The organism is Mycobacterium sp. 852002-30065_SCH5024008 (genome assembly GCF_001665645.1).
In the GTDB taxonomy this organism is placed as follows: domain Bacteria; phylum Actinomycetota; class Actinomycetes; order Mycobacteriales; family Mycobacteriaceae; genus Mycobacterium; species Mycobacterium paraffinicum.
In genome coordinates, this window is the sequence record NZ_LZSZ01000068.1 from 14,772 (window position 1) to 27,419 (window position 12,648).

Here is a 12,648-nt window from a genome sequence, read left to right on the forward strand (position 1 = left end):
CGGTCCGTGACCGCTGATGTCCTGGCCGAGCTCATCGCCGGCCTGCCCGACGGCATGGTCGTCACCGACCCGACCGTGACCGAGGGCTACCGCCAGGACCGCGCCTTCGACCCGTCGGCCGGCAAACCGTTGGCCGTGGTCCGGCCGCGGTGCACCGAGGACGTGCAAACCGTGTTGCGCTGGGCATGTGCTCACGCGGTCCCGGTGGTGACCCGGGGCGCCGGCAGCGGCCTGTCCGGTGGGGCGACGGCGCTGGACAACGGGATCGTCCTGTCGACGGAGAAGATGCGCGACATCACCGTCGACCCGGTCACCCGCACCGCGGTGTGCCAGCCGGGTTTGTTCAACGCCGAGGTCAAGAAGGCCGCCGCCGAGCACGGCCTGTGGTATCCCCCCGATCCGTCGTCGTTCGAGATCTGCAGCATCGGCGGCAACATCGCCACCAACGCCGGCGGCTTGTGTTGCGTCAAGTACGGCGTCACCACCGACTATGTGCTGGGGATGCAGGTGGTGCTGGCCGACGGCACGGCGGTCCGGCTCGGCGGCCCGCGGCTCAAGGACGTCGCGGGGCTGTCGCTGACGAAGCTTTTCGTCGGCAGCGAAGGCACCCTGGGCGTCGTCACCGAGGTAACGCTGCGCCTGGTGCCCAAGCAGAACGCGTCCAGCATCGTGGTGGCCGGCTTCGCCACGGTCGAGGCGGCGGTCGATGCGGTGCTCGGGGTCACCGCGCGGTTGCGCCCGTCGATGCTGGAGTTCATGGATTCGGTGGCCATCAACGCCGTGGAGGACACCTTGCGCATGGACCTGGACCGGGGGGCTGCCGCGATGCTGGTGGCCGGGTCCGACGAACGCGGCGGGGCCGGCAGCGAAGACGCCCAGATCATGGCCGCGGTGTTCGCCGAACACGGTGCGACGGAGGTGTTTTCGACCGACGACCCCGACGAGGGCGAAGCGTTCGTGGCCGCCCGCCGGTTCTGCATCCCCGCGGTGGAGGCGAAGGGATCGCTACTGCTCGAGGATGTCGGGGTCCCGCTCCCGGCGCTGGGCAGACTGGTCACCGGCATCGCGCGCATCGCCACCGAGCGTGACCTCACCATCTCAGTGATCGCCCACGCCGGTGACGGCAACACCCACCCGTTGATCGTGTACGACCCCGCGGACGCTGCGATGACCGAGCGGGCCCATCTCGCCTTCGGCGAGATCATGGATCTGGCCGTCGGGCTCGGCGGGACGATCACCGGCGAGCACGGCGTCGGCCGGTTGAAGCGGCCGTGGCTGGCCGGCTATCTCGGGCCCGAGGTGATGGACCTCAATCGGCGGATCAAGCAGGCCCTGGACCCGCGGGGCATCCTCAACCCGGGCGCGGGGATCTAGTTCTCTACTCATCGCCCGGCGGGCCGGGCGGTCGATGTCGACTGCCCTGCTGGCCGGGCACTCGGCGGTAGGGCAGTTGACATTGCCCCACGATTGTCGTACGAATGAGACATGGTCACGGTTATGTCTCATAGCGCACCGGTCAAGTTCGAGCTGGCGACCGCCGACACCTGGCGGGATCCGTGGCCGATGTACCGCGCGCTTCGCGACCACGATCCGGTGCACCACGTCGTGCCGGCCAAGCGGCCCGACCATGACTACTACGTGCTGTCCCGGCACGCCGACGTGTGGGCCGCCTCCCGTGACCACGAGACATTTTCCTCCGCGCAGGGATTGACCGTCAATTACGGCGACCTGGAAATGATTGGGCTGCAGGACAATCCACCGTTTGTCATGCAGGATCCACCGGTGCACACCGAGTTTCGGAAACTGGTGTCGCGCGGCTTCACTCCCCGACAGGTTGAGGCGGTGGAGCCCAAGGTGCGCGAGTTCGTCGTCGGGCGCATCGAGCGGCTGCGCGCGAACGGCGGCGGTGACATCGTCACCGAGTTGTTCAAACCCCTGCCGTCGATGGTGGTCGCGCACTACCTCGGTGTCCCCGAGGCGGATCGGGCGCAATTCGATGGATGGACCGATGTGATCGTCGCGGCCAACACCGTTGAGGGCGGCGTCGCCGGTGCGCTGGAAACGGTGGGTGATGCGGTCGGGTCGATGATGGCCTACTTCACCGCCTTGATCGAGCGCCGCCGGACCGAGCCCGAGGACGACACCATCTCGCACCTGGTGGCCGCCGGCGTGGGCGCCCACGGTGATATCGCCGGCACACTGTCGGTGCTGGCGTTCACATTCACCATGGTCACCGGCGGCAACGACACCACCACCGGAATGCTCGGCGGCTCAATGCCTTTGCTGCATCAACGCCCCGACCAGCGCCGGCTGCTTGCCGATGATCTGGGGCTGATCCCCGACGCGGTCGAGGAGTTGCTCCGGCTGACCTCGCCGGTGCAGGGATTGGCCCGCACGACCACCCGCGACGTGACGATCGGCGACACCACCATCCCCGCCGGTCGCAAAGTGTTCCTGCTGTATGGGTCGGCCAACCGCGACGAGCGCCAATATGGTCCGGACGCCGGCGAACTCGACGTGACGCGACGCCCGCGCAACATCATGACCTTCAGCCACGGCGCGCACCACTGCCTGGGCGCGGCGGCGGCGCGGATGCAATCCCGGGTCGCCCTGACCGAACTGCTCACCCGCTGCCCGGATTTCGAGGTCGACGAGTCCGCGATCGTCTGGTCGGGGGGAAGCTACGTGCGGCGCCCACTGTCGGTACCGATCAGGGTGAAGCGCTGATGCCGAACGACTGGCTGGGCACGCACCGCACCGAAGCGGCCGCGGACCGGATCCTCGACGCGGCCGAGCAGCTCTATACCGAGCGCGACCAGGCTTCGATCGGCATGAACGACATCGCCAGGGCCGCCGGCTGTTCCCGCGCGACGCTGTACCGGTACTTCGAGAACCGCGAGGCGCTGCGAACCGCCTACGTGCACCGCGAAACCCGTCGGCTCAGCCGCGCGATCAAGGAGCAGATCGGCGGCATCGACGATCCCCGGGAACGGCTCGTCGCGAGCATCACCGCCACGCTGCGGATGGTTCGCGGCAGCCGCGCGTTGGCGTCGTGGTTCGCCATCACCCGGCCTCCGATCGGCGCCGAGGTGGCCGGGCAGTCCGAGGTGATCACCGCCCTCGCGGCCGCGTTCGTCGGCTCACTCGGGCCGGAAGATGCCGCCGTGGTGGAGCGCCGGGCGCGCTGGGTGGTGCGAGTGATCACTTCGCTGCTGCAGTTCCCGGGCCGAGACGACGCCGACGAGCGGGCGATGATCGAAGAGTTCGTCGTGCCGATCGTCACGCCGGTTTCCGCCCGGCGCTAGGCGGCCGTTTCGTCAGACCGGGACCCGACGACCCGGGCGCTCCGGTCCGCACGCGCGTGAAGCGGTGCAGCAGCCAGGCCAAGGGGATGGTCAGCGCCATCGTCGCGATGAAGAGGCCCAGCATCGAGCCGGTGTAGACGTGGGCTCGGACGACGTAGACCATGGCGAATTCCATGGTGATCAGGTGGATGAGGAAGATTTCGTAGGAGATCTCCCCCAGCCACACCATTGGCCGCGTCGCCAGCAGCCGCCAGTACCAGCCCTGGTCCCCCAGGGCCAGCGGCGCCACCGCGAGCGCGGAGATCACGGCGTAGAAGCACGTCTTGAACAGGGCCTCGCTCAGCGTCGCCGGCGACGTGGTGGGCGCGCCGGCGATGGGAGTCGAGACGATGAAGTAGCAGATCGTGGCCAGCGGTATGGCCACGAACGCGTAGCCGCGCACGCCCATCGCCTGCAGCACGGCCAGCAGCATCCCGGCGAGGAACCAGGCCAGGTAGGTGGGCAGCCAGAGCCGCGCGCCGTCGGGGAACCAGTGATCGGTGTGCACGAGGATCAGCCAGGCCGGGCTGATCAGCGTCAGCGCGGCCAGCGCACCCAGCAGCAACCTCGGCTGCCACCGCCGCCGGCAGACGAGCACCAACAGCAGGTATGCCAGCAACGGGAGCAGCAGGTAGAAGGACGCCTCCACCGCGAGGCTCCACATCTGAGTCAGGCCCTGATGCAGGTACTTCCCCAGGTAGCCGTTGCAGTAGATCTGCGTCAGCGTCAGGTTGCGCACCAGGCCGAGCCACGTGTGCCCGGGGTTGGGTCCCGCCTCGCGGAAGTGGTACAGCACGTAGGCGAACAGCACGGTGATGACGTAGGCCGGCATGATGCGCCGAACCCGATGCCACGCATAGCGACTCAGCGACGGTGGCGGCCCGCCGGTGGCGGCTGATTTCAGCCACGGCCGGAACAGCAGGAAGCCGGAGAGCACGAAGAAGATCGGCACGCCGATCTCCATCCGGGAGCCAACCAGGCCCCAATAGCCGTGGGTGTACTTACCGGTGGTGTAGGCCGCGTGGGTTCCGACGACGAGAAGGGCAGCGACGGCACGGATTCCGGTCAGGGAGGCGACCCGGTCGACGTGGGCGGTCTGCTCGAGTCCGCCCTGGGCGTCTTGTTCTTCGGACAGGGTCATCCGGTGTGTTTCCTGCGCGGCTTTCCGCCGTCCCGGCTGCGGGGCTTGGTCGCCGACCGGTCCGGCTGAAGGTTGATCAGCACTCCCGAGATGCGGGTGTGCTCGAGTTTTTTCAGCGTCGACTTGGGCAGCTTGGCCGGCAACTCCACCAGCGAGAAGTCCGGGCCGATCGCGATGTGGCCGAAATCGCTGCGATGCAGGCCGCCCTCGTTGGCGATGGCGCCGACGATCGAGCCGGGGCCGATCTTGTGTCGCTTGCCCACCGCGATGCGGTAGGTGGTGAAAGGTTTGGTCTGCCTTGGCTTTTCGGGACGCTCGCGATGTTCGGTGTGCCGCTCGCGCCGCTCGCGCGGCGGCTCGGGCGACATGAGAAACTCTTCGCCGTCGCGGGACTGTAGCGCCAGGGCCGCGGCTATGTCGGCCAATGGGACATCATGCTCGCGTTCGTAGTCCTCGACCAGCTTGCGGAACAGCTCGATTCCCGGACGGCCCAGCGCAGTGGTGATGGAATCGGCGAACTTCACCACCCGCTGGGCATTGACGTCCTCGACGGTGGGCAGCTCGGCCTCGGTGAGCGTTTGCCGCGTCGCCTTTTCAATCGCCTTGAGCAGGTGGCGCTCCCGCGGGGAGACGAACAGCAGCGCGGTTCCCGAGCGCCCGGCTCGGCCGGTGCGTCCGATGCGGTGCACGTAGGACTCCGTGTCGTGCGGGATGTCGTAGTTGAGGACGTGCGATATCCGCTCCACATCCAGCCCGCGCGCGGCCACGTCGGTGGCGACCAGGATGTCGATGCCACCGTCCTTCAGCGCGGCGACGGTCCGCTCCCGCTGGCCCTGTGGAATGTCGCCGTTGATGGCGGCCGCGGAAAAGCCTCGGGCCCTTAGCTTTTCCGCGACTTCCTCGGTGGCCTGCTTGGTGCGCACGAAGACGATCATCGCCTCGAACGGCTCGACTTCCAGCACCCGGGTCAGCGCGTCCATCTTGCGCGGACCGGCGACCTGGATGTAGCGCTGTGAAATGTTCTCCGCGGTAGCGGTTTTCGCCTTGGTGGTGACCTCGAGCGGATCGTGCAGGTACTTGGTGGTGAGCTTGCGGATCGCCGCCGGCATGGTCGCCGAGAAGAGGGCGACCTGTTTGTACTCGGGGGTGTCGGCCAGGATGCGTTCGACGTCCTCGGCGAAGCCCATGGTGAGCATCTCGTCGGCCTCGTCGAGCACCAGGTAGTCGACGTGCGACAGGTCCAGTGTCCCGCGTTCGAGATGGTCGATCACCCGGCCGGGGGTACCGACCACCACCTGGGCGCCGCGCCGCAGCCCGGCCAGCTGAACCGTGTAGGAGGAACCGCCGTAGATCGGCAGCACGTTGATCTTCGGGAGGTGGGCCCCGTAACGGCTGAACGCCTCGGCCACCTGCAGCGCCAGCTCCCGGGTGGGGGCCAGCACCAGCGCCTGCGTCACCCTGCTGGTGGCGTCGATCTTGGACAGGATCGGGATCGCGAACGCCGCGGTCTTGCCGGTGCCGGTCTGCGCCAGCCCGACCACGTCCGAGCCCTCCATCAGCGCCGGAATGGTCGCCGCTTGGATGCCAGTGGGCGACTCGTAGCCGACGTCGGCGATCGCCCGCAGGACCGAGGGGTGGATCTGCAGGTCGGCAAACGTCGGAGAGGCAGCCTCAGGCGAGGTGTCCGGGAGGGTCATCGTCCAAGGAGTCTAGTGGTGATCGCGAGCTCAGCGGACCTGAGCGCTGCGGGTCACCACCATCGAGCCCCGTGGTGATCGCGAGCTCAGCGGACCTAAGCGCTGCGGGTCACCACCATCGGGCCCCCTGGTGATCGCGAGCTCAGCGGACCTAAGCGCTGCGGGTCACCACCATCGGGCCCCGTGGTGATCGCGAGCTCGGCGGACCTAAGCGGTGCGGGTCACCACCATCGGGCCCCGTGGTCTTGGCCCCGTGATCATGAGCACAGCCGCGCCGGGCCCGGCCATGCCTGTCACACCGGCGCGCGCGATGACGGTACGGTGCGCGATGTGTGGTCGATACCCCGCCGTACCGAGCCACTGACCGGCTCGGCAGCTCTCGCGTTGATCGCCGTGACGTTGACCGGCTGTGGTTCGGGAGACTCCACGGTCGCGAAGACGCCGCAGGCTACGACGACTACGGACACCCCGTCCATCACCGCCCCGGCTCAGCCTTCCGGCGCCGCCGCGCCGCCCGGCAGTAACGCCGCGCCGGCGGACCCGTGCGCGGTCAACCTCGCCTCCCCCACGATCGCGAAGGTGGTCTCCGAGCTCCCGCGCGACCCGCGCAGCCAGCAAGGCTGGAACCCCGAGCCGCTGGCCGGCAACTACAACCAGTGCGCCCAGCTGTCGGCGGTGATCATCAAGGCCAACACCAACGCCGTCAACCCCACCACCCGGGCGGTGCTGTTCCATCTCGGGCAGTTCATCCCGCAGGGGGTCCCCGACACCTACGGGTTCAATGGCGTCGACGCGTCGCAGACCACCGGCGACACGGTGGCGCTGACCTACCCCAGCGGCATCAACGGGCTGAACACCGATGTGCGATTCCACTGGAACGGCAACGGCGTGGAGCTGATCGGTAACGCACCGGGTCACTGAGCCCGCCTTTCCGTCAGTCCCCTCACCTACAGTTGCTGCTGTGTTCGTCACCGGCGACAGCATCGTGTACAGCGCGTCGGACCTCGCCGCAGCAGCCCGCTGTGAGTACGCCCTGTTGCGGGATTTCGACGCGAAGCTGGGCTGGGGACCCGCCGCCACGGTCGAGGACGATCTGCTCGCGCGGACCGCTGTCCTCGGGAACGAGCACGAGCGACGCGAATTGGACCGGCTGCGCGAGCAGTTCGGCGATGGCGTTGCGGTCATCGGCCGCCCGGCCTACACGCCCGCCGGCCTCGCGGCGGCCGCCGAGGCGACCCGGCGCGCCATCGCCGGCGGCGCGCCCGCGGTGTATCAGGCCGCCATGTTCGACGGCCGCTTCCTCGGCTTCGCCGACTTTTTGGTGCGAGACGACGAGCACTACCGAGTGATCGACACCAAGCTGGCCCGTTCGGCCAACGTCACCGCGCTGCTCCAGCTGGCCGCGTACGCCGACGCGCTGGCCGCATCCGGTGTGGCGGTGGCCCCCGAGGCCGAACTGCACCTGGGCGACGGGACGGCGGCGCGCTACCGCGTCCGCGACCTCGTTCCGGTCTACCGCTCTCAGCGTGCCCGATTGCAGCGGCTCCTCGACGAGCACCACGCCGGGGGCGCCGCGGTTCGCTGGGATGACGAGGGCGTGGGCGCCTGCTTGCGTTGCCCGTTGTGCACCGAGCAATTGCGGGCCACCGACGATCTGCTGCTGGTCGCCGGCATGCGAGTGGGCCAGCGGGACAAGTTGATCGACGCCGGAATCACCACGGTGTCCGAGCTCGCCCGGCACACCGGCCCGGTGGCGGACATCTCGTCCGGCGCGATCGGCAAACTGACACCCCAGGCGAGTCTTCAAGTCCGCCAACGCGAAACCGGCACGCATCTTTTCGAGATCGTCGACCCGCAGCCGCTGACGCTGCTACCCGAACCGGACCCAGGCGACCTGTTCTTCGACTTCGAGGGCGACCCGCTGTGGACTGTCGACGGGCGGGAGTGGGGTCTGGAATACCTGTTCGGCGTCCTGGAAGCGGGGCCGGCCGGCACGTTCCGTCCGTTGTGGGCGCACAACCGGGTGGACGAACGCAAGGCGCTGACCGATTTCCTGGCGATGGTGGCCAAGCGCCGCAAGCGCCGTCCGAACATGCACATCTACCACTACGCGCCGTACGAGAAGACCGCGCTGCTGCGGCTCGCCGGCCGCTACGGGGTCGGCGAGGACCAGGTTGACGAATTGCTCCGCAGCGGAACGCTCGTAGACCTTTACCCGTTGGTGCGCAAGAGCATTCGCGTGGGTGCGGAGTCGTTCAGCCTGAAGGCGCTGGAACCGCTCTATATGGGAGCGCAGCTGCGGGCCGGCGACGTGACCACGGCCACCGGTTCGATCACCTCCTACGCCCGGTACTGCGAACTGCAGGCCGACGGCCGTCGCGACGAGGCCGCCTCCGTGCTCAAGGAAATCGAGGACTACAACCACTACGACTGCCGCTCGACCCAGGAACTGCGTAACTGGTTGATGTTGCGCGCCTACGAATCCGGCGTCGTACCGGTCGGCGCCCAGCCCGTCCGGGGCGGCAACACGGTCGAGGACCGTGACCAGTTGGCGGTGACCTTGTCGGCGTTCACCGGTGACGCCGCCGTCGGTGAGCGCACGCCCGAGCAGATGGCGGTGGCACTGCTGGCCGCGGCGCGCGGCTACCACCGGCGCGAGGACAAACCGTTCTGGTGGGCCCACTTTGACCGGCTGAACTTCCCCGTCGAGGAGTGGGCGGACAACACGGACGTCTTCATCGCCGAGCACGCGTCCGTCAGCGTGGACTGGAACACGCCGCCCCGCGCGCGCAAGCCGCAGCGGCGGGTCCGATTGCGCGGCGAGCTGGCACGCGGGGAGCTGGTGGCCGACGTCTTCGCGCTCTACGACCCGCCGGCCCCCCCGGGGATGTCCGATGATCCCGACCGGCGGGCGGCCGGACGCGCCACTGTCGTCGAGGCCGACGATCCGGCGCTGCCCACCGAGGTGACCATCGTTGAGCGAGTAGGCAACGACGGCAAGCCATTCCACCAGCTCCCGTTCGCGCTCACCCCGGGCCCGCCGATTCCGACGACCGCACTGCGCGAGTCGATCGAGGCGACGGCCGCCGCCGTGGCGGCCGGCTTGCCGCAGCTACCCCGCAACGCCGTCGCCGACATCCTGCTGCGCCGCGCGCCCCGCACACGCAGCGGGACCGCGCCGCCGCATGGCGCCGAGACTTTAGCCGACATCGACACCGCGGTACTGGATTTGGATTCGTCGTACCTGGCGGTGCACGGACCGCCGGGCACCGGCAAAACGCATACCGCCGCCCGGGTGATCCAGCGCCTGGTCACCGACCACGGCTGGCGCGTCGGCGTCGTGGCGCAATCGCATGCCGCGGTGGAGAACCTGTTGGACTGCGTCATCGACGCCGGGCTGGAGCCGGCGCGGGTGGCGAAGAAACGCAACGACCACAGCGCCCCGCGCTGGCAGGAAATCGACGGCGGCGCTTACGCCGCATTCATCGCCGACACCGCGGGCTGCGTGGTGGGCGGAACCGCATGGGATTTCGCCAACGCCAATCGGGTCCCGCGCGACAGCCTGGACCTGCTGGTGATCGACGAGGCGGGCCAATTCTGTCTGGCCAACACCATCGCCGTGGCGCCGGCTGCGGCGAACCTGTTGCTGCTCGGTGACCCCCAGCAGCTGCCGCAGGTCAGCCAGGGAACCCATCCCGACCCGGTTGACACGTCCGCCCTCGACTGGCTGGTGGACGGCCAGCGCACGCTGGCCGACGAACGGGGCTATTTCCTCGACCTCTCGTACCGGATGCACCCGGCGGTGTGCGCCGCGGTGTCCGCCCTGTCCTACGAGGGCAGGCTGCATTCCCACGAGTGCACCGCCGCCCGACACCTTGCCGGATACCGGCCCGGCGTGCGGACGCTCACCGTAGGGCACCACGGCAACTCGACGGAGAGCCACGAGGAGGCGGAGGCGATCGCCGCCGAGATCGATCGACTGCTCGGCACACCGTGGACCGATGAGCACGGCACCCGGCCCCTGACCGCTTCCGACGTGTTGGTGTTGGCGCCCTACAACGCCCAGGTGGCGCTGCTGCGCCGGCGGTTGGCCGCCGACGGGCTCGGCGGGGTCCGGGTTGGCACGGTCGACAAGTTCCAGGGCGGGCAGGCGCCGGTGGTGTTCATCTCGATGACGGCCTCTTCCGCGGACGTGGTGCCGCGCGGAATGTCGTTCCTGCTCAACAGGAACCGACTCAACGTAGCCATCAGCCGGGCCCAGTATGCAGCTGTCATCGTTCGCTCGGGGTCGCTGACCGAGTACCTGCCCAGCACGCCCGCGGGGCTGATCGACCTGGGCGCGTTTCTGGCGTTGACGCAGCCGACGTGAGGACCGGCCCGGCCCTAGTTGCCGGACGAGTGGCGACCGTAGCCGGTCGGGTCGTCGTCGGCATCGCGGTGCCGGTGACCGCGCGCCGAGAGTTCGGTTACCGGACGGAAGCGCTGACGGGTGTCGACATGGGAGCCGTTGTGCGCGAAACCGATTGGGCCACCGTTCGGGACGGGGTCGTCGCGCCGACTGTGCCATGCCGACGGCGGGCGCGGGCGCGCGGGCCGATCGGCCGGCGCCCCTGCACGGCTTTCGCGCCCGTACGCCGCTCGCGATGCCGGGGCGGCCTCGGGTTCCCGAAGAAGGATGAATTCGACGTAGTAGTCGTCGTCATAGTCGTCGCCGACCAGGTCGCCCACCTCGGATGGGCCGCCAGACATTGCCGACGGCGCGTAGCCGAGCAAGAACAAGGCGGCCACGATTCCGAACAGCGCGATGAACGCGGGCAACAGCACAGATTGCGACATCGCGGCCGCGAACGGGTCACGCAGGAATTCGGGCAGTTGCAGTGTGGCAGGCGCCTCCTCGCCGACACCGCCGGACGGTTGCGGCGGCATCTCGGCGCCGATCCGTGCGGTCATGAACGCGGCCATCCCGGCGCTTCCGAGCACCGCGCCGAGCTGGCGGACCGAGTTGTACACGGCGGAGCCCGCGCCGGCCAGCCGAGGCGGCAGGTTGCGCGTCGCGGTGGCGGTCAGCGGCGACCACACGAACGCCATCCCGACGCCCGACGCGAAGAAGGGCAACACCAGCCGCCAGATCGGCGTCGCCGGCGACATCTCGAAGGTGAGCCAGGTCAGCGCTATCGCCAGCACCGAGAAGCCGAACCCGAGGACCGGCCGTGGATGGTATTTGTCGACCATCCTGCCGACGAACGGCGCGAACACACCGTTGGCGATCGCCATCGGCGCGATCAGCAGGGCCGAGCGCGTCGGCGACAGCCCGCACACGGCCTGCGCGTAGAACGTCAGCGGCAGCATCATTCCGGTCGCGGCGAACGAGACGATGGCCACCCCGACGTTGCACAGACCGAAGTCGCGGTCACGGAAGATCACCAGGGGAATCAGCGGCTCGTCGGTGTTCATCGACTGCCAGAACACGAACACCGTCATGAACCCGACTCCGGCGACCAGCATCGCCCAGATCCACGGTTGCCAGTGCGCGGCCTGACCCTGTTGCAGCCCGAACACGATCATGAACATCCCCACGCCGGACAGCGCGACGCCGACCACGTCGAATCGGTGTCCCTGGGTGGGCAACACCGGGACCAGCCAGTACGCCAGCGCGAGCCCGACCACACCGATGGGGACGTTGACGAAGAAAATCCACTGCCACCCCAGCCCGTCGACCAGTACGCCGCCGGCAAGCGGGCCCACCAGGCTGGCGACCCCGGCGGTGGCTCCCCACAGGCTTACCGCGACGCCGCGCCGCTCCGGCGGGAAGATCCGGGTGATCGTCGACAAGGTCTGCGGGGTGAGCACCCCGGCGCCGACACCCTGCACCACCCGGGCGACGATCAGCATGGCGGCGCTGCCCGACAACCCGCACCACACCGAGGCGACGGTGAACACCACCAGACCGATCAGGTACAGGTTCTTGGGGCCGAATCGGTCACCGAGCCGCCCGGCCACCAGCAACACGACCGCATAACCCAGCAGGTAGGCGCTGGTCACCCAGACCACCGTGTCGTAGCCGATGTGCAACTTGGTCATGATCGTCGGGTTCGCGATGGCGACGATGGTCGAGTCGACCATGATCATGAAGAAGCCGATCATCATCGCCCAGAGCGCGTTCCAGGGCTTCTGGGATTGCGGTGAGTTCTGGGTGAGGAAGTTCCAGCGCTTGGTGAGTTGGGCTGGGTTCGGCGCCGCGCGCCGGGTTACCCCGGACGACGGAGGCGTCGCCGCGGTCATCTACCCACCTCGTTTCAGCTTCCGTGGATGCCCGGCTGGACGGGGCCGGTCTGTCGACAGGCCCGGACCGTCACGGACATCCAGCCTGCATTATGGCCGCTGACACGATTGAGGGCAGCGACGGACCCGATCCGGGGTACACCCCGCGGGAAGGTTTCGTGTTCGGTCGGCGTTCTGCAGCGCG

The 12,648-nt window shown here is 68.7% G+C and carries 8 protein-coding genes; 5 read left to right on the forward strand and 3 right to left on the reverse strand.

Annotated features, from left to right (window positions below; translation table 11 throughout):
• Window positions 1-6 precede the first annotated feature (6 nt).
• The 3 genes from A5781_RS08145 to A5781_RS08155 all read left to right on the forward strand — a co-directional run bounded on the left by A5781_RS08145 (window position 7) and on the right by A5781_RS08155 (window position 3,305).
• The gene (locus A5781_RS08145) at window positions 7-1,374 is read left to right on the forward strand and encodes an FAD-binding oxidoreductase (protein ID WP_067203650.1); all 1,368 of its coding nucleotides are present in this window, start codon (window positions 7-9) and stop codon (window positions 1,372-1,374) included.
• A 111-nt stretch (window positions 1,375-1,485) separates the two neighbouring features.
• Window positions 1,486-2,727: a cytochrome P450 gene (locus A5781_RS08150; protein WP_197503744.1), complete on the forward strand. Its 1,242-nt coding sequence runs from the start codon at window positions 1,486-1,488 to the stop codon at window positions 2,725-2,727.
• Window positions 2,727-3,305 carry a TetR/AcrR family transcriptional regulator gene (locus A5781_RS08155; RefSeq protein ID WP_067203652.1) on the forward strand — a complete coding sequence of 193 codons (579 nt, stop codon included), beginning with the start codon at window positions 2,727-2,729 and terminating at the stop codon, window positions 3,303-3,305. The genes A5781_RS08150 and A5781_RS08155 overlap by 1 nt, the downstream gene beginning before the upstream one ends.
• On the opposite strand, the gene A5781_RS08160 is transcribed toward A5781_RS08155, so the two are convergent.
• Both A5781_RS08160 and A5781_RS08165 read right to left on the reverse strand, forming a co-directional pair.
• The gene (locus tag A5781_RS08160) at window positions 3,280-4,485 is read right to left on the reverse strand and encodes an acyltransferase (RefSeq protein ID WP_231990667.1); all 1,206 of its coding nucleotides are present in this window, start codon (window positions 4,483-4,485) and stop codon (window positions 3,280-3,282) included. The two genes, A5781_RS08155 and A5781_RS08160, sit on opposite strands and share 26 nt — an antisense overlap.
• On the reverse strand, window positions 4,482-6,182 hold the full coding sequence (locus A5781_RS08165; protein WP_067203655.1) for a DEAD/DEAH box helicase: 1,701 nt from the start codon (window positions 6,180-6,182) through the stop codon (window positions 4,482-4,484). The genes A5781_RS08160 and A5781_RS08165 overlap by 4 nt, the downstream gene beginning before the upstream one ends.
• Before the next feature lie 321 nt (window positions 6,183-6,503).
• Between A5781_RS08165 and A5781_RS08170 the strand changes: the two genes are divergently transcribed.
• Window positions 6,504-7,103: an LppP/LprE family lipoprotein gene (locus A5781_RS08170; RefSeq protein WP_067203657.1), complete on the forward strand. Its 600-nt coding sequence runs from the start codon at window positions 6,504-6,506 to the stop codon at window positions 7,101-7,103.
• Between the two features lie 40 nt (window positions 7,104-7,143).
• Window positions 7,144-10,551 carry a TM0106 family RecB-like putative nuclease gene (locus tag A5781_RS08175; protein ID WP_067203660.1) on the forward strand — a complete coding sequence of 1,136 codons (3,408 nt, stop codon included), beginning with the start codon at window positions 7,144-7,146 and terminating at the stop codon, window positions 10,549-10,551.
• A 14-nt stretch (window positions 10,552-10,565) separates the two neighbouring features.
• Here A5781_RS08175 and A5781_RS08180 read toward each other — a convergent pair whose 3' ends face one another.
• A complete protein-coding gene (locus tag A5781_RS08180; RefSeq protein WP_067203662.1) occupies window positions 10,566-12,464 on the reverse strand; it encodes an MFS transporter in 1,899 nt (632 codons plus the stop codon).
• Window positions 12,465-12,648 lie beyond the last annotated feature (184 nt).